This window comes from Cellulomonas avistercoris (genome assembly GCF_014836445.1).
Classification (GTDB): Bacteria; Actinomycetota; Actinomycetes; order Actinomycetales; family Cellulomonadaceae; genus Cellulomonas; species Cellulomonas avistercoris.
In genome coordinates, this window is record NZ_JACSQV010000001.1 from 60335 (window position 1) to 77834 (window position 17500).

At 73.1% G+C, this 17500-nt stretch carries 13 protein-coding genes; 7 read left to right on the forward strand and 6 right to left on the reverse strand.

All coding sequences use genetic code 11. The features are described from left to right. Window positions 1-85 precede the first annotated feature (85 nt). Window positions 86-2905, forward strand: a complete 2820-nt coding sequence (gene acnA, locus H9657_RS00305) for an aconitate hydratase AcnA (protein ID WP_191779204.1) — start codon at window positions 86-88, stop codon at window positions 2903-2905. Between the two features lie 84 nt (window positions 2906-2989). Here acnA and H9657_RS00310 read toward each other — a convergent pair whose 3' ends face one another. Together H9657_RS00310 and H9657_RS00315 are read right to left on the reverse strand one after the other, a co-directional pair. Then, window positions 2990-3886 (reverse strand): aminoglycoside phosphotransferase family protein, encoded by an 897-nt coding sequence (locus H9657_RS00310; protein ID WP_318241195.1) that lies wholly within the window; start codon window positions 3884-3886, stop codon window positions 2990-2992. A gap of 14 nt (window positions 3887-3900) precedes the next feature. Beyond that, a complete protein-coding gene (locus H9657_RS00315) occupies window positions 3901-4911 on the reverse strand; it encodes a LacI family DNA-binding transcriptional regulator (RefSeq protein ID WP_191779208.1) in 1011 nt (336 codons plus the stop codon). 147 nt (window positions 4912-5058) lie between these two features. Here H9657_RS00315 and H9657_RS00320 point away from each other — a divergent pair, with 147 nt between their 5' ends. Both H9657_RS00320 and H9657_RS00325 read left to right on the forward strand, forming a co-directional pair. Continuing rightward, window positions 5059-6273 (forward strand): Gfo/Idh/MocA family protein, encoded by a 1215-nt coding sequence (locus H9657_RS00320; RefSeq protein ID WP_191779210.1) that lies wholly within the window; start codon window positions 5059-5061, stop codon window positions 6271-6273. Then, window positions 6270-7352, forward strand: a complete 1083-nt coding sequence (locus H9657_RS00325) for a Gfo/Idh/MocA family protein (protein WP_191779212.1) — start codon at window positions 6270-6272, stop codon at window positions 7350-7352. The genes H9657_RS00320 and H9657_RS00325 overlap by 4 nt, the downstream gene beginning before the upstream one ends. Before the next feature lie 52 nt (window positions 7353-7404). Here H9657_RS00325 and H9657_RS00330 read toward each other — a convergent pair whose 3' ends face one another. From H9657_RS00330 to H9657_RS00340, 3 genes are read right to left on the reverse strand one after another with little or no spacing between them, the layout of a single operon-like run. Continuing rightward, window positions 7405-8085 carry an NUDIX hydrolase gene (locus H9657_RS00330; RefSeq protein ID WP_191779214.1) on the reverse strand — a complete coding sequence of 227 codons (681 nt, stop codon included), beginning with the start codon at window positions 8083-8085 and terminating at the stop codon, window positions 7405-7407. Further along, complete coding sequence (locus tag H9657_RS00335; RefSeq protein WP_318241196.1) at window positions 8082-8786, reverse strand: type 1 glutamine amidotransferase; 705 nt, start codon at window positions 8784-8786, stop codon at window positions 8082-8084. The genes H9657_RS00330 and H9657_RS00335 overlap by 4 nt, the downstream gene beginning before the upstream one ends. A gap of 5 nt (window positions 8787-8791) precedes the next feature. Next, window positions 8792-10246: a GuaB1 family IMP dehydrogenase-related protein gene (locus H9657_RS00340; RefSeq protein WP_191779217.1), complete on the reverse strand. Its 1455-nt coding sequence runs from the start codon at window positions 10244-10246 to the stop codon at window positions 8792-8794. A gap of 89 nt (window positions 10247-10335) precedes the next feature. Between H9657_RS00340 and H9657_RS00345 the strand changes: the two genes are divergently transcribed. The 4 genes from H9657_RS00345 (at window position 10336) to pflA (ending at window position 16243) form a co-directional block, all read left to right on the forward strand. Then, window positions 10336-10944 (forward strand): DUF4126 domain-containing protein, encoded by a 609-nt coding sequence (locus H9657_RS00345; protein ID WP_191779219.1) that lies wholly within the window; start codon window positions 10336-10338, stop codon window positions 10942-10944. A gap of 58 nt (window positions 10945-11002) precedes the next feature. Beyond that, the gene (gene dxs / locus H9657_RS00350; RefSeq protein WP_191779221.1) at window positions 11003-12877 is read left to right on the forward strand and encodes a 1-deoxy-D-xylulose-5-phosphate synthase; all 1875 of its coding nucleotides are present in this window, start codon (window positions 11003-11005) and stop codon (window positions 12875-12877) included. Window positions 12878-13008: 131 nt separating this feature from the next. After that, window positions 13009-15279 carry a formate C-acetyltransferase gene (gene pflB / locus H9657_RS00355; protein WP_191779223.1) on the forward strand — a complete coding sequence of 757 codons (2271 nt, stop codon included), beginning with the start codon at window positions 13009-13011 and terminating at the stop codon, window positions 15277-15279. Between the two features lie 79 nt (window positions 15280-15358). Continuing rightward, a complete protein-coding gene (gene pflA, locus H9657_RS00360) occupies window positions 15359-16243 on the forward strand; it encodes a pyruvate formate-lyase-activating protein (protein WP_191779225.1) in 885 nt (294 codons plus the stop codon). A gap of 270 nt (window positions 16244-16513) precedes the next feature. On the opposite strand, the gene H9657_RS00365 is transcribed toward pflA, so the two are convergent. Then, complete coding sequence (locus H9657_RS00365; protein WP_191779227.1) at window positions 16514-17431, reverse strand: type IV toxin-antitoxin system AbiEi family antitoxin; 918 nt, start codon at window positions 17429-17431, stop codon at window positions 16514-16516. Window positions 17432-17500 lie beyond the last annotated feature (69 nt).

Sequence of the window (17500 nt, forward strand, 5' to 3'; positions counted from 1 at the left end):
CGACCCCGTCCTAGGCTGGGTCGCAGGCCACCCCCGGACACGCCGGGCCTTGCAACGCCCGGACACCGCCAGCGAAGGAGCACCCGTGAGCAGCGTCGACAGCTTCGGATCGAAGGGAACCCTCGAGGTCGGTGACGCCTCGTACGAGATCTACCGGCTCGCGGCCGTTCCCGGCGTGGAGCGACTGCCGTACAGCCTGAAGATCCTCGCCGAGAACCTGCTGCGCACCGAGGACGGCGCCAACATCACGGCGGACCACGTGCGCGCGCTGGCCGGGTGGGACCCGCAGGCGCAGCCCGACACCGAGATCCAGTTCACGCCGGCGCGCGTCATCATGCAGGACTTCACGGGCGTGCCCTGCGTCGTCGACCTCGCGACGATGCGCGAGGCGGTCGCGGACCTGGGTGGGGACCCCGAGCGGATCAACCCGCTCGCGCCGGCCGAGCTCGTCATCGACCACTCGGTGCAGATCGACGTCGCCGGCCGTCGCGACGCGTTCGCCCGCAACGTCGAGCTCGAGTACGAGCGCAACTTCGAGCGCTACCAGTTCCTGCGGTGGGGCCAGACGGCGTTCGACGACTTCAAGGTCGTCCCGCCGGGCACCGGCATCGTGCACCAGGTCAACATCGAGTACCTGGCGCGCGTCGTCATGGTGCGCGACGGCAAGGCGTACCCCGACACGTGCGTCGGCACCGACTCGCACACCACGATGGTCAACGGCCTGGGCGTCCTGGGCTGGGGCGTCGGCGGCATCGAGGCCGAGGCCGCCATGCTCGGCCAGCCGGTCTCGATGCTCATCCCGCGGGTCGTCGGCTTCAAGCTGACCGGCGCGATCCCGTCGGGCGTCACCGCGACCGACGTCGTCCTGACGATCACCCAGCAGCTGCGCCAGCACGGCGTCGTCGGCAAGTTCGTCGAGTTCTACGGCGACGGCGTCGCGTCGGTGCCGCTGGCGAACCGCGCGACGATCGGCAACATGAGCCCGGAGTTCGGCTCCACGGCCGCGATCTTCCCGATCGACGGCGTGACGATGGACTACCTGCGGCTCACCGCGCGCTCGGAGGAGCAGCTCGCGCTCGTCGAGGCGTACGCCAAGGAGCAGGGTCTGTGGCACGACCCGCAGTCGGCGGACTACGTCGAGCCCGTCTACTCGGAGTACCTCGAGCTCGACCTGTCGAGCGTGGTCCCCTCGATCGCCGGCCCCAAGCGTCCGCAGGACCGCATCGAGCTCACCGCCGCGAAGGAGTCCTTCGCGACGTCGATCCTCGACTACGTCGACCCGCACGACGCGGCACCGTTCAGCGGCCTGGACGAGTCCGTCGCCGAGACGTTCCCCGCGTCCGACCCCATCGCGGCCGGTGAGCACGAGGACGCGTCCGACAAGCCCTCGCAGGTGGCGGCCGGTGACTCGGTGCGGCGTCCGCACAAGCGCGTGCCGGTCACGCTGGCGGACGGCACGAGCACGGAGCTCGACCACGGCCACGTGGTGATCGCGTCGATCACGAGCTGCACGAACACCTCGAACCCCTCGGTCATGCTCGCCGCGGCGCTCGTCGCCAAGAACGCGGTCGAGAAGGGCCTGACGGCCAAGCCGTGGGTCAAGACGTCGATGGCGCCGGGCTCGCAGGTCGTGACGAACTACTACGAGAAGGCGGGCCTGTGGCCGGCGCTCGAGAAGCTCGGCTTCCACCTGGTCGGCTACGGCTGCGCGACCTGCATCGGCAACTCCGGCCCGCTGGCCGACGAGATCTCGGCGTCCGTCAACGAGCACGACCTGTCCGTCGTCTCGGTGCTCTCGGGCAACCGCAACTTCGAGGGCCGCATCAACCCCGACGTCAAGATGAACTACCTCGCCTCGCCGCCGCTGGTCATCGCCTACGCGCTGGCCGGGACGATGGACTTCGACTTCGAGAACGAGCCGCTGGGCACCACCGAGGCGGGCGAGCCGGTGTTCCTGCGCGACATCTGGCCGACGCCGGAGCAGGTGCAGGCCACGATCGACTCGTCGATCGACCGCCAGATGTTCACGGACGACTACGCCGACGTGTTCGCCGGCGACGAGCGGTGGCGCGCGCTGCCGACGCCCGAGGGCAACGTCTTCGACTGGGACCCCGAGTCCACCTACGTGCGCAAGCCCCCGTACTTCGAGGGCATGGGCGCCACGCCGGACCCCGTCACCGACATCTCGGGTGCGCGCGTGCTCGCCAAGCTGGGTGACTCGGTCACGACCGACCACATCAGCCCCGCCGGCTCGATCAAGGCCGACAGCCCGGCCGGCCAGTACCTCGCGGAGCACGGCGTCGAGCGTCGTGACTTCAACTCCTACGGCTCGCGTCGTGGCAACCACGAGGTCATGATCCGCGGCACGTTCGCCAACATCCGGCTGCGCAACCAGCTGGTGCCGGGCGTCGAGGGCGGCTTCACGGTCAACTGGCTCGAGGGCGGCACGGAGCAGACCACGATCTACGACGCGTCGCAGGCCTACCAGGCCGCGGGCGTGCCGCTCGTGATCCTCGGCGGCAAGGAGTACGGCTCGGGCTCGTCGCGCGACTGGGCGGCCAAGGGCACGCGCCTGCTCGGCGTGCGCGCCGTCATCACCGAGAGCTTCGAGCGGATCCACCGCTCCAACCTCATCGGGATGGGCGTGCTGCCGCTGCAGTTCCCCGAGGGCGAGACGGCCGACTCGCTCGGCCTCGACGGCTCGGAGACGTTCGACATCACGGGCGTCACGGCGCTCAACGAGGGCACGACGCCGCGCACGGTGAAGGTGGCCGCGCACCGCGCGGACGGCACGGTCGTCGAGTTCGACGCGGTCGTGCGCATCGACACCCCGGGCGAGGCGGACTACTACCGCAACGGCGGCATCCTGCAGTACGTGCTGCGCCAGGTGGCCGGCGTCGCCTGACGCGACGGCAGCGAGGTGAGGGGCGTCCCGCTCGGCGGGGCGCCCCTCGCGCCGTTCACGGGTGCGGACGCGCGGGCGCCGGTCTCAGCCCCGCGCGAGCTGCGCGGCACAGTGCCGGCCGACCGCCGCCATGAGCGGGTACTCCTCGGGATGGGCGAGCAGCACGGGCACGTAGGACGCCGCCCAGGCGCGCGCGCGTACCCACGTCGCGTCGTCCCACGCCTGGACCGCCTGCGTGCGCTCGACGAACGCCGCCCGTCCGGCGGCGTCGAACGTCATCCACGCGGTCGCGAGGTCGCTGGCCGGGTCGCCCGCGCACAGGTCCCCGAAGTCCAGCAGCCCCGCCAGGTGACCGTCGCGGCTCACGAGGTTGCCGGGGTGCGGGTCACCGTGCACCCACACGGCGGCCCCGTCCCAGCGCGGTGCGGCGAGGCCCGCGTCGAGCGCCTCCCGCAGCGCGTCGGCGTGCGGCACGGCCGGCGTCAGGCGCTCGACCATCACGGGGTACCGGTCGGCCAGCGGGACGCCGCGGTACGGGTTGGTGGGGGCGTCGGGCGACGCGGGTCGGTGCAGCGCGGCCAGCGCGTCGGCGAGCTCGGTCGCCCAGGCGGTGCGCCCGGCGACCGGCGTCGCGGCCACCGGTGCGCCGGGCAGCCACGGCACGACGCTCCACGTCCACGGGTAGCCCAGCCCCGGACGGCCGTCGTGGACGGGGCGCGGGACGGGCACCGGTAAGCGCTCCGCGAGGACCGGCAGCCAGCGCTGCTCACGCTCGATCAGGGTCGAGGACGCCTCCCGTACGGGGAACCGCAGCGCGAGGTCCTCGCCGAGGCGCCACGTGAGGTTGTCCCAGCCGAACACCCGCCCGTGCAGGGGCAGGTCCGCGAGGTCCGGGTGCTGCTGCACGAGCAGCTCCCGGGCGAGGTCCGCGTCGACGTCGATCTCGATCTTCGGATGGCGAGGCAGCGGGGACGTCGTCACCGGGCGACGGTACGTCATGGCCGAGCCGTCCGGTCCGAGGGCGGCGCGGTCGACTCCCGCCAGACGATCGTGGTGAGCGGGGCCAGGCCCCGGGGTGCCGGCGCCCCGTCCAGCGCCGCGAGGAGCTGCCGCATCGCGCGCCGTCCGGCCTCGGCGCGGTCGGTGTGGACGGTGGTGAGCGACGGTGTCAGGTAGGGCCCGACGGCGGTGTCGTCCCACCCGGTGACGCTGACGTCGCCGGGGACGGACCAGCCGCGCTCCGTGGCACCACGCATCACGCCGACGGCGACGAGGTCGTTGCTCGCGACGACGGCGAGGGGCGGGGCGTCCTGGGGGAGCGACCGGATCGCGTCGAGGCCCGCGCGGCCGGACCAGTCGCCCTCGACCACGCCCAGCGACGTCAGGCCGAGGCGCTCCACCGTCGCCAGGTACGCGCTGCGGCGTGCCACGGCGGAGGCGTAGTGGGACGGGCCCGCGACGTGGAGGAAGCGCGTGTGGCCGAGCGTGGCCAGGTGCTCGACGAACGTCACGACCGGTGAGGCGTCGACCAGCTCGCCGGCCGCGTGCATCTCGTCGTCGAACGTCTCGGACACCGCGACGGGGACGCCGGCCGGCGCGTGCTCCTCGACCGCGGGCAGGAGGGGGGTGAAGGACAGGACCCCCTCGAACTGACCGGACCGCGCGAGCTCGAGGACGCGCTCGCTGCGGGTCTCGACGCTGCCGTCGACGTGGAGCACGTCCATGACGTAGCCCGCCGCCTGCGCCGCGGCGGAGGCGCCCGCGAGCATGGCGGCGGGGTCGTAGGCCGGCAGGCCCATGACGGCCGCCACGCGGCCGGTGCGGCGCATGCGCATCGCGCGGGCGGCGAGGTTCGGCTGGTAGTGCAGCTGCTCGGCGGCCTGCAGGACGCGCTCGCGCGTCGCGGGGGAGATCGACCCCTTGCCCGCGAGCACGTAGGACACGGTCGACTGCGCCACGCCCGCCAGGCGTGCGACGTCGCGGCTGGTGGCGCGCGGTGCGTCCATGTCGATCCTCCGGTGCGGGTGGGGTCGGGACGGCCGGGGCGGCCCGGGCGGCTCCACGGTGTCACGGTTTGACGAACGTCCCCGTGCCCCGCATCCTATCGTGATACGTATCACCGCTGATACGTATCACGAAGAGGAGCTCGGACCATGCTCAACATCGCGGTCGTCGGGACCGGCGGCATCGCTGCGGCACACCTCGCGGGGTACGCGGCGTTCCCCGAGCAGTGCCGCGTCGTCGCGCTGCACGACGTGGTGGCCTCCCGGGCCCACGACACGAAGGCCACCTCCGGGCTCGACGACGCCGACGTCGTCGGCTACGAGGAGCTCCTGGCCCGCGAGGACGTCGACCTCGTGAGCGTCTGCACGCCGCCGTCGTCGCACCGGTACCTCACGGTGGACCTGCTGCGCTCGGGCAAGAACGTCCTCGTCGAGAAGCCGATGGCACCCTCGGTCGCCGACTGCGACGAGATGCTCGCGGCCGCGCGCGAGGCCGGGAAGCTGCTCAGCGTCGTCGCGCAGAACCGGTTCCGCAACGACCTGGCGGCGGTCAAGGAGACGATCGACTCGGGGCTCCTCGGACCGGTGTCGCACGCCCGCGTCGACTCGGCGTGGTGGCGCGGCACGCCGTACTACGACCTGGACTGGCGGGGCACGTGGCAGTCCGAGGGTGGCGGCCCCACGCTCAACCACGCGATCCACCACATCGACCTCCTGCTGTGGATGCTCGGCCGGCCCGAGCGCGTCACGGCGGTCATGACGAACGCCTGGCACGACAACTCCGAGGTCGAGGACCTCTCCGTCGCGCTGCTCGAGTGGGAGCGGACGATCGCGACGCTGACGGCGTCCGTCGTCCACCACGGCGAGCAGCAGGCCTTCGCGGTCCAGGGCCGCGACGCCGCCGTCGCGCAACCGTGGTCGGTGGCGGCCGAGTCCGCCCAGCCCAACGGCTTCCCGGCGCGCGGCGGCAACGCCGAGCTGGTCGCCGCCATCGAGCGGCTCGCCGCCGACCGTGTCCCGCTCGTCCACGAGGGGCACACCGGCCAGCTCGGTGACGTGGTGGCCGCGATCGTCGCCGGCCGTGCGCCGGCGATCACGGGCGAGGACGGGCGCCGCACGGTCGAGGTGGTCACGGCCGTCTACCAGGCCGCGATCGAGCGTCGGCCCGTGGACCTGCCGCTCGATCCCGCGTCGCCCTGGTACACCGGCGAGGCGCTGCTGGCGCGCGCACCGCGCTACCACGAGAAGACCGGGGCGGTGGCGTCGCAGGAGGGCGTGGTCTCCCTCGGCGGCTCGCCCGCCCCGCACGCCCCGCACGCCCCGCACACCCCGCACGCCACGACGTCCGAGGAGCACACCCGATGAGCAGGACCGACGGCTCGACCTACGCCCCCGACCCCGTCCCCGCACCCGTCGTGGGCCCGGGGGAGTTCACCATCGCCGCGATCGGCCTGGACCACGGCCACATCCACGGCCAGGTCGGCGGCCTGGTCGGTGCGGGCGCCGAGCTGGCCTGGGTCTACGACCCGGACCCGCGCAAGAGCGAGGCGTTCGCCGCGCGCCACCCCGGCGTCAGGATCGCGCGCAGCGAGGCCGAGGTGCTCGACGACCCTGCCGTGCACCTCGTCGCCGGCGCCGCCGTCACCTCCGAGCGCTGCGCCCTGGGCATCCGCGTCATGGAGGCGGGCAAGGACTACTTCACCGACAAGGCGCCCCTGACCACGCTCGAGCAGCTCGCCGCCGCGAAGGACGCCGTCGCCCGCACGGGGCGCAAGTACGCGGTGTACTACTCGGAGCGGCTGCACGTGGAGACGGCCGTGTTCGCGTCGCAGCTGATCGCGCAGGGCGCGATCGGGCGCGTGCTGCAGGTCATCGGCACGGGCCCGCACCGGCTCGGCTCGGGACGCCCGGACTGGTTCTTCGACAAGGAGCGGTACGGCGGCATCCTGTGCGACATCGGCTCGCACCAGATCGAGCAGATCCTGCACTACACGGGGGCGTCCGACGGCGAGGTCGTGCGGTCGCAGGTCGCGAACTACCACCACCCCGAGCACCCGGAGCTCGACGACTTCGGCGACGCGATGCTCGTCATGGACAACGGCGCCACCGGCTACTTCCGCTGCGACTGGTTCACCCCCGACGGCCTGCAGACCTGGGGTGACGGCCGGTCGATCATCCTGGGCACCGAGGGGTTCATCGAGCAGCGCAAGTACATGCAGCTCGGCGAACCGCGGTCCACGGGCGGCCACCTCTACCTCGCCAACGGCGAGCAGGAGACCGCCTTCCACCTCACGGGCGAGGTGGGCTACCCGTACTTCGGCGAGCTGGTCCTCGACTGCCTGAACCGGACCGAGAACGCCATGACCCAGGAGCACGCGTTCAAGGCCGCCGAGCTGTCGGTGAAGGCGCAGCTCCATGCGGTCGACCTCACCGGCCGCGGCTGAGGTCGGCGTCGGCGCCGCACGGTGGCGCGCGCGGCGGGGGCCGGACGTCCCGTCAGGGGACGACGGTGCGCGAGCGGTCCCACGGGACCGACCAGCCCGCGGCGTCGAGCACGCCCGCGAGCACGAGCGCCGTGAACCCCCACACGACGACACCGCCGTCGAGCTCGAAGGCGGGCGTGCGCACCCGGCCGCGACCCGCGGCGTGCACGACGACACCGCGGCGTGCGGGGTCGACGAGGTCGGCCACGGGCGCCCGGAAGACGTCGACCGCCTCGCGGTGGTCCACCGCGACGACCCGGGACGGCACGGACCACCAGGCCAGGACGGGCGTGACGAGGTTGTCGCTGACCGGCACCGGGACGTCGGCGAGCGTGCCGAGCACGTCGACGCCGGACGGGTCGAGCCCGGTCTCCTCGACCGCCTCGCGCAGCGCCGCGCCGACCGGCCCGTCGTCCTGCGGGTCGATGCCGCCGCCGGGGAAGGCGACCTGCCCCGGGTGGTGGGACAGGGTCGCGGCCCGCCGGTGCAGCAGCACGTCGAGCTCGGCCGGCACGGGCAGCACGTCCCCGTGCGCGGGAAGCGCGTCCAGCACGCCGAAGAGCACGAGCACCGCCGAGCGCCGTGCCGGTGGCGCGCCGTCGCCACGCCCGGTCGGGACGCCCGGCCACGTGACGCCCTCGCGGGCCACGCGGACCAGGTCGGCGCGCGCGTCCTCGACGGCCCGGGGCGTCACCCGCGCGCCCTGACCTGCTCGGCGAAGGCACCGAAGGCCCGCGCCGAGGCCGCCAGCAGCCCGGGCAGGTGGCGCGCCCCGTCGTCGCGGATCGCCGCGATCTCGTCGTCCTCCAGCCCGGCGATCATGTCGGGTGTCGCGAGCCACAGGTCGAGCATCGCCGCGTCGAGCTCGGGGTGGAACTGCAGGCCGACCGCGCTCCCGGCGCGGAACGCCTGGACGGTCGTGACGTCGCTGGACGCGAGCAGGGTCGCGCCCTGCGGCAGGTCGACCTCGTCGCTGTGCCAGTGCAGCACCGTCGGCTCGGACCCCGCGGCGCCGAGGCCGCCGAGCACGGCGTCGTCCGCGACGACCCGCACGGGCGCGAAACCGACCTCGTGGGCCGTGCGGCGGTGCAGCCGCGCACCGAGCGCGAGCGCCAGCAGCTGGTGCCCCAGGCAGACCCCCAGGACGGGGACGTCGGCGTCGACCGCGGCGGCCAGCAGCCCGCGCTCGGCCGCGAGCCCCGGGTGCCCGGCGACGTCGTCGGCGTCCATGGGCCCGCCCATGACGACGACGCCGGAGACGTCGGCCAGCGCGGGCAGGCGAGGCTCCGCGACGTCCAGCACGGTGCGGACGCCGTACGGCACGTCCGCCAGGGCGCGCGCCACCGCACCCGGGCCCTCGTGCGGGGCGTGCGTGATCACCAGGACGGGACGCACCCGGCTCACCAGCCGTCGGGCAGCGGACGACCCTCGTCGTAGCCGGCGGCGGACTGGATGCCGACGACGGCCCGCTCGTGCAGCTCCGCGAGGTTCGTCGCGCCGACGTACGTCGCGGCCGAGCGCACGCCCGACGTGATCTGGTCCAGGAGGTCCTCGACGCCGGGTCGGCGCGGGTCGAGGTACATGCGCGAGTGCGAGATGCCCTCCTCGTACAGGCCCTTGCGCGCCCGCTCGAACGCCGACCCGCCCTGCGTGCGCGCCGCCACCGCACGCGCCGACGCCATGCCGAAGCTCTCCTTGTACAGCCGGCCCTGCGAGTCGGTCCGCATGTCACCGGGCGACTCGTGCGTCCCGGCGAACCAGGACCCGACCATCACCTGCGAGGCGCCGGCGGCGAGCGCGAGCGCCACGTCGCGCGGGTGACGCACACCGCCGTCCGCCCAGACGTGCTTGCCGAGACGACGCGCCTCGGCCGCGCACTCGAGCACGGCGGAGAACTGCGGGCGTCCCACGGCGGTCATCATGCGCGTCGTGCACATGGCGCCCGGCCCGACGCCGACCTTCACGATGTCCGCGCCGGCCTCGACGAGGTCCCGCACACCGGCCGCCGTCACGACGTTGCCCGCCACGACCGGCACCTGCGGGTCGAGCGAGCGGACCGCGGCGAGGGCGTCGAGCATCTTGCGCTGGTGGCCGTGCGCGGTGTCGACGACGAGCACGTCCACGCCCGAGTCGAGCAGGTGCGCGGCCTTGGCGCGCACGTCGCCGTTGATGCCCACGGCGGCCGCGATGCGCAGCCGTCCCTGCGCGTCGAGCGCGGGCGTGTAGATCGACGAGCGCAGCGCGCCCACGCGTGTGAGCACGCCGACGAGGCGACCGTCGGACACGACGGGGGAGAAGCGGCGCCGCGAGCGGTGGAGCTGCTCGAACGCGTCCTCGAGGCCGTGCGTGCCGCCCTCCTCGATCACGGCGAGGTCCACGGTCGTCGGGTCGGGCGTCATCACCTGGTCGACCTGCGTGAACAGGTCGACGCCCTGGCAGTCCGCCTCGGTGACGACGCCGACCGGTCGGCCGTCGTCGACGACGACCGCGGCGCCGTGCGAGCGCTTCGCGATCAGGCTCAGCGCGGTGTGGACCGTGTCGTCGCGTGCCACGACGGTCGCGGTCTCGACCACGGGGTGGCGCTGCTTGACGGTCGAGACGACCTTGCGGACGACCGCCTCGGGGGTGTCCTGGGGGAGGACCGCCAGCCCGCCGCGGCGGGCGACGGTCTCGGCCATGCGGCGACCCGCCACGGCCGTCATGTTCGCGACGACCACCGGGATGGTCGTGCCCGTGCCGTCGCCCGTGGCGAGGTCGACGTCGAAGCGTGAGACGACCTCGGAGCGCGAGGGCACGAGGAAGACGTCGCCGTAGGTCAGGTCGGACGCGGCCGCGTGGCCGGTGAGGAAGCGCATGGGGTCCCCTTTCCGCGTCATCCTAACGATCGGGTCGCGGCGGCGGGGCCGCGCTCCGCCGTCGGGCCCGCGCCGGTAGTGTCCCGGTCATGCTGGTCGCGCTCACCGGGATCGGCCTGTCGGCCGCGGCAGGCCTCAACGCGTACATCCCCTTCCTGCTGGTCGCGCTGCTCGCGCGCTTCACGGACCTCGTCGCGCTGCCGTCCGGGCTGGCGTGGATGGAGAGCTGGTGGGCCATCGGGATCGGCGCGGTCCTGCTGCTGGCCGACGTCGTGCTCGACAAGGTCCCGGCGGTCGACACGGTCAACGACGCGGTCCAGACCTTCATCCGGCCCGCGACCGGGGGCATCGTCTTCGCCGCGACGTCCGCGGCGGAGCAGCTCGAGGCGTCCTCGTGGTTCCAGGAGAACCCGTGGCTGCCGATCGCGGCGGGCGTCGCGGTCGCCGGGCTCGTGCACGCCGGCAAGGCCGCGGCGCGGCCCGTCGTGAACGCGGGCACGGGCGGGCTCGGCGCACCGGTCGTCTCGACGATCGAGGACGGCGCGTCGATCGGCCTGAGCCTCATCGCGGTCTTCCTGCCGGTGCTCGTCCTTCTCGTCGTGGTGCTGGCGGTCTGGGCGCTGGTCGTGGCCCGGCGACGGTGGCGCAGGCGCCGTCCGCCGCGGACGCGGCAGGACGGACCGCTGGTCGGGACCTAGAGTGGGATGTCCGCAATCCGCCGGACCGCCACCGGACCGGCACGACAGGGAGGCCCACGTGGGGCTGCTCGACCGCATCTCTTCGCCGCAGGACGTGCGCCGGCTCTCGACGCGCCAGGTCGGCGAGCTCGCGAGCGAGATCCGCGCGTTCCTCGTCGACCAGGTCTCGCGGACCGGGGGTCACCTCGGTCCGAACCTCGGCGTCGTCGAGCTGTCCATCGCGCTGCACCGCGTGTTCGACTCCCCGCGCGACACGATCGTGTTCGACACCGGTCACCAGGCGTACGTGCACAAGATGCTGACGGGGCGCCAGGACTTCTCCGCGCTGCGACGCCGCGGCGGGATGTCGGGCTACCCGAGCCGCGCGGAGTCCGAGCACGACGTGGTCGAGAACTCGCACGCGTCGACGGCCCTGTCGTGGGCGGACGGCATCGCCAAGGCCCGCCAGCTGCGCGGCGAGAGCGACCGCCACACCGTCGCGGTGATCGGCGACGGCGCGCTCACCGGTGGCATGGCCTGGGAGGCGCTCAACAACATCGCCGCCGGCGTGGACCGCCGGCTCGTCGTCGTGGTCAACGACAACGGCCGGTCCTACGCGCCGACGATCGGCGGGTTCGCCCAGCACCTCGACACGCTGCGCACGACGCAGGGCTACGAGTCGGTGCTGACCTGGGGCAAGACGACGCTGCGCCGCTCGGGGCCGCCCGGACGGCTGGCCTACGACGCGCTGCACGGCCTGAAGAAGGGCATCAAGGACGTCGTCGCGCCGCAGGGCATGTTCGAGGACCTGGGGCTGAAGTACATCGGCCCGGTCGACGGGCACGACGAGCAGGCCGTCGAGCGCGCGCTGCGCCGCGCGCGGGCGTTCGGCGGGCCGGTGATCGTGCACGTCATCACCGAGAAGGGCCGCGGGTACACCCCGGCCGAGCAGGACGTCGCGGACCGGTTCCACGCGGTCGGCAAGATCCACCCCGAGACGGGTCTGCCGCTCGCGCCCTCGCGGTTCGGCTGGACCAGCGTCTTCGCCGACGAGATCGTGCGCATCGGTCGCCGCCGCCCGGACGTCGTCGCGATCACCGCGGCGATGCTGCAGCCCGTGGGCCTGGCACCGTTCGCCGCCGAGTTCCCCGAGCGCGTGTTCGACGTCGGCATCGCCGAGCAGCACGCCGCGACCTCCGCCGCGGGCATGGCGTTCGCCGGGCTGCACCCCGTCCTCGCCGTGTACGCGACGTTCCTCAACCGCGCCTTCGACCAGGTCCTCATGGACGTCGCGCTGCACCGCGCGGGCGTCACGTTCGTCCTCGACCGGGCCGGCATCACGGGTGACGACGGTGCGAGCCACAACGGCATGTGGGACCTCGCGATGCTGTCGATCGTGCCCGGCCTGCGGCTGGCGGCACCCCGTGACGAGCCGACGCTGCGCGCGGCGCTGCGGCAGGCGGTCGACGTCGACGACGCACCCACGGTCGTGCGCTACCCCAAGGGCACGATGGGGGACCCGGTGCCCGCCCTGGAGGACGTGGACGGCGTCGACGTCCTCGCACGCCACCCCGGTGGGAGCACGCGCGTGCTCGTCGTCGGCATCGGCTCCATGGTCGGCACAGCGCTCGCGGTCGGCGAGCTGCTCGCGGCGCACGGGATCGCGGTGACGGTCGTCGACCCGCGCTGGGCGCTGCCGGTCCCGGCGTCGCTCGTCAAGATGGCCGGGGAGCACGACCACGTCGTCACCCTCGAGGACGGGCTGGTCGACGGCGGCATCGGCGCGCTCCTGGGGCAGCGGGCCCGTGAGGCGGACGTGCGCACGCCGGTGCAGTCGTTCGGCGTGCCGGCGGTCTTCCTGCAGCACGCGTCGCGCGACGAGATCGTCGACGAGCTGCGCCTCGGCCCGCACGACGTCGCGGGCGACGTGCTGGCGGCGCTGCACGCGCGCTGACGCCCGGCCCGACGACGGGTGTGTGCTCGGCGTCACGGGCGGTGCGACCGCGCGGGGACGGAGGTCCCAAGACATCCCATCATTTGGTCCGTAGCGTCGGAGACATCGACCCGGACCCCAGGGAGACCCAGATGTCCATCACCGCCGTACCCAGCGACCGCAGCGACATTGCCGTACCCGCGGCCTGGGAGGGATTCGTCACCGGGCCGTGGACCGACCAGGTCGACGTCCGCGACTTCATCCAGCGCAACTACACGCCCTACGAGGGCGACGCCGGCTTCCTCGCCGGACCCACCGCCCGCACCACGGGCATCTGGGCCAAGCTCTCGGAGATGTTCCCCGCCGAGCGCGAGAAGGGCGTCTACGACGTCGACGCGACGAAGCCGTCGACCATCACGTCGCACGCCCCCGGCTACATCGACGAGACCAACGAGGTCATCGTCGGCCTGCAGACCGACGCCCCGCTCAAGCGCGCGATCATGCCCAACGGCGGCTGGCGGATGGTGCAGACGTCGCTCGAGACCTACGGGTACGAGGCGCCGCAGGAGATCATCGACATCTACACGAAGTACCGCAAGACCCACAACGACGGGGTCTTCGACGTGTACCCGCCGAACGTGCGCGCCGCGCGCTCGTCGCACATCATCACCGGCCTGCCCGACGCCTACGGCCGCGGTCGGATCATCGGCGACTACCGCCGCGTCGCGCTGTACGGCGTCGACCAGCTCATCGCCGCCAAGAAGCTCGAGAAGGCGTCGCTCGACATGGAGCGGTCCGTCGAGGACGTCATCCGTGACCGCGAGGAGCTCTCCGAGCAGATCCGCGCGCTGGGCGAGCTCAAGGCCATGGCCGCCTCCTACGGCTACGACATCTCCCAGCCCGCGACGAACGCCCGCGAGGCCGTGCAGTGGCTGTACTTCGGGTACCTGGCCGCCGTGAAGGAGCAGAACGGCGCCGCGATGTCCCTGGGCCGCACGTCGACGTTCCTCGACGTGTACCTGCAGCGCGACATCGAGGCCGGCGTCCTCACCGAGGAGCAGGCGCAGGAGATCATCGACGACTTCGTCATCAAGCTGCGCATCGTGCGGTTCCTGCGCACGCCGGAGTACGACCAGCTGTTCTCCGGCGACCCCACGTGGGTGACCGAGTCGATCGGCGGCATCGGCGAGGACGGGCGCCCGCTCGTCACGCGCACGTCGTTCCGCTTCCTGCAGACCCTGTACAACCTGGGACCCGCGCCCGAGCCGAACATGACCGTGTTCTGGAGCGAGCGGCTGCCCGAGGGGTTCAAGCGGTTCTGCGCGCAGGTGTCCATCGACACCTCCGCCGTGCAGTACGAGTCGGACGAGCTCATCCGCGCCTCGTGGGGCGACGACGCGGCGATCGCGTGCTGCGTGTCCCCGATGCGGGTCGGCAAGCAGATGCAGTTCTTCGGTGCGCGGGTCAACATCGCCAAGGCGCTGCTGTACGCGATCAACGGGGGACGCGACGAGATCACGGGCAAGCAGGTGGCGCCCGTCAGCGCACCCGTCGAGGGTGACGTGCTCGACTACGACGACGTGCTCGCCAAGTTCGACCGGACGCTGGACTGGCTGGCCGAGACGTACGTGGACGCGCTGAACTGCGTGCACTACATGCACGACAAGTACGCCTACGAGCGCATCGAGATGGCCCTGCACGACCGCACGGTCCTGCGGACCCTCGCGTGCGGCATCGCCGGGCTGTCGGTCGTCGCGGACTCGCTGTCGGCGATGAAGTACGCGAAGGTGACGCCGCTGCGGACCGCGGACGGCCTCATCACCGAGTACGCGGTCGAGGGCGACTTCCCGACGTACGGCAACGACGACGACCGTGCCGACGACATCGCCGTGTGGCTCGTGCGCCGCTTCATGGAGAAGATCCGCGCGGTGCCGACGTACCGCAACGCGCTGCACACGCAGTCGGTGCTGACGATCACGTCGAACGTCGTGTACGGCAAGAACACCGGGTCGACGCCGGACGGGCGCAAGCTGGGCGAGCCCTTCGCCCCGGGTGCCAACCCGATGAACGGCCGGGACACCCACGGCATGCTCGCCTCCGCGCTGTCGGTCGCGAAGCTGCCGTACTCGGAGGCGCAGGACGGCATCTCGCTCACGTCGACGATCGTGCCCTCCGGGCTCGGCCGCACGCCGGACGAGCAGGTGACCAACCTGGTCGGCCTGCTGGACGCGTACGTCCTGTCGGCCGGCTACCACATGAACATCAACGTGCTGAACCGCGAGACTCTCCTGGACGCCATGGAGCACCCGGAGAACTACCCGCAGCTGACGATCCGCGTCTCGGGCTACGCCGTGAACTTCGTGCGGCTCACGCGCGAGCAGCAGCTCGACGTGCTGTCCCGCACCTTCCACGGCGGGGTCTGACCCGTCCCCCGGCCCGGCAGTCTCCCCCCACCGCCGGGCCGGGCCCCCTTCCGGCACCACCGACCTGTGCGAGGCCACGATGACCATCACCACCGAGCAGGCCGGGGCGCCGGTCGTGCCGCTCGGCATGCCGCTCGTCGGCGGGTCGCACACGCGCACGCAGGGTCACGGCACCGCCGGTCTCGAGACCACCGACGCCGAGCGGGGTGAGCGCCTCGCGGCCGTCCGCGAGGGGCGGCTCGGCTCGGTGCACTCCTGGGAGCTCGTCACGGCGGTCGACGGTCCCGGCACCCGCCTGACGATCTTCCTGTCCGGGTGCCCGCTGCGGTGCCTGTACTGCCACAACCCCGACACGATGCAGATGCGGCGCGGGACCGACGTCACCGCCGACGAGCTCCTCGTCCGCATCGCCCGCTACCGCGGGGTGTTCCGCGCGACGGGTGGCGGCGTCACCATCTCGGGCGGCGAGCCGCTCATGCAGCCGGCCTTCGTGCGTCGGCTGGTGCGCGGTGCGGCGGCCATGGACGTGCCGGTCGCGCTCGACACGTCGGGCTTCCTCGGCGCCCAGGCGACCGACGAGATGCTCGACGACGTGTCCCTCGTCCTGCTCGACGTGAAGTCCGGCCTCCCCGAGACCTACAAGCGGGTCACCGGGCGCGAGCTGCAGCCCACGCTCGACTTCGGTCGGCGGCTGGCCGCGCGCGGCAACCGCATGTGGATCCGGTTCGTGCTCGTCCCCGGGCTCACCGACGCGCCGGAGAACGTCCAGGCGGTCGCGGACTACGTCGCGTCCCTCGGCGAGGCCGTCGAGCGCGTCGAGGTCCTGCCCTTCCACCAGATGGGCCGCGACAAGTGGGCCGACCTGGGCATGCGCTACGAGCTCGAGGACACCGAGCCCCCGTCGCGCGAGGCCACGGAGGCCGTCCGCGACGTCTTCCGCGCCCGAGGCCTGACCACCTTCTAGCCCCCACCCCCTCTCGCCGAGAGAGCAATCCCGTCACTCGATGTGGCAGGAGCGCTCGCAGCTCGGGCGCGGGAACCCTCACGCGGGACGCGGAAACCCACATGGGCGTGAGAGAGCAATCCAGTCCGGGACGGCGGCGCCCCTCCTGCCTGGATGCCCGGTCCCCGCCCCGCACCCTCGCCCCCGTGGGCGTGACAGAGCGATCGAGTCGTCGGCAGCACAGAGCATCGGCGCTTCGTCCTGCCGGTCCGCGGACGAGGGCAGGACGGCTCACCACTCCTGGCGTGCGAGCACGGGGCCCGTATGGCCGACGAGCTCGGCCACCGTGCGCTCGAGGTCGTTCCTGCGGCCGAGCACGTCGCCCCGGTGCACGCCGATCACGTGCCACCCGAACCGTCGCCGGAGATCGGCCCGGCGGCGTTCGTCCGCCCTCTGCTGGGCGGCCGTCATGTGGTGATGGGCCTCGCCGTCGTACTCGACGGCGACCCGCACCTCCCGGTAGCCCATGTCGAGCCGGTAGAGCTCCCGCCCCCCGTCACGGATGCTGATCTGCGCCTCCGGACGGGGCAGGCCTGCCTCGAACAGGCGCAGGCGCAGCCATGACTCACCCGCCGACTCTGCCGCTGGATCGCACAGCTCCAGCACGAGCCGTGCGCGTGCGATGTTGCGCGCACCCGACAGCTCGTGTGCCCGTCGGACGAGGCGCCCGAGCTCGACGAGCCCCTGGCCGGTGTACGCGTCGACCGCCGCGAGGCCCAGGTACCGGGGCGCGTACCGCGCCAGATCGAGGGCGGTCCGCGCGGGCGTCGTCGCCGGCACGCCGCCGCTGTCCCGCACGTCCTCGTCCGCCAGCGCCGCGATCCAGCACTGCAGACCGGGACGACGGACCCGCGCCGTGCCGGGCGGGACGACGCACTGCAGACGGGGTGGACGCAGGTGCAGGCCGGGCGCGCGCACGTCGATGCCGTGCAGCCACGCAGCGGTGTCCCGGCAGACGGCCCCGCCGGGTGGCAGCACCGCGCGGACGGCAGCGGCCCGCACCTCGGGATCGGCGAGCAGCGCACGACGAACCAGCACGCTGCGGAACATCGGCACGTACGCGCCCGATGCGACCAGGCGCTGCACCTGGGCCCAGGTCGCACCGTCGGCCCGCAGGCGGCGCATGTCGAGAACCGGTGCAGGGGTCATGCGTCGATGCTCGGCGAGAGCGCCGTTCGCCGGTCCGCGGGACGCAGATCAGGGGACGCACGGTGCTAC

Bases quoted from the DNA above. Each gene is read 5' to 3' on its own strand.
- H9657_RS00315 (WP_191779208.1), bottom strand. From the start codon at position 4,911: ATGGACGCACCGCGCGCCACCAGCCGCGACGTCGCACGCCTGGCGGGC.
- H9657_RS00320 (WP_191779210.1), top strand. From the start codon at position 5,059: ATGCTCAACATCGCGGTCGTCGGGACCGGCGGCATCGCTGCGGCACAC.
- H9657_RS00325 (WP_191779212.1), top strand. From the start codon at position 6,270: ATGAGCAGGACCGACGGCTCGACCTACGCCCCCGACCCCGTCCCCGCA.
- H9657_RS00340 (WP_191779217.1), bottom strand. From the start codon at position 10,246: ATGCGCTTCCTCACCGGCCACGCGGCCGCGTCCGACCTGACCTACGGC.
- H9657_RS00345 (WP_191779219.1), top strand. From the start codon at position 10,336: ATGCTGGTCGCGCTCACCGGGATCGGCCTGTCGGCCGCGGCAGGCCTC.
- pflB (WP_191779223.1), top strand. From the start codon at position 13,009: ATGTCCATCACCGCCGTACCCAGCGACCGCAGCGACATTGCCGTACCC.
- pflA (WP_191779225.1), top strand. From the start codon at position 15,359: ATGACCATCACCACCGAGCAGGCCGGGGCGCCGGTCGTGCCGCTCGGC.
- H9657_RS00365 (WP_191779227.1), bottom strand. From the start codon at position 17,431: ATGACCCCTGCACCGGTTCTCGACATGCGCCGCCTGCGGGCCGACGGT.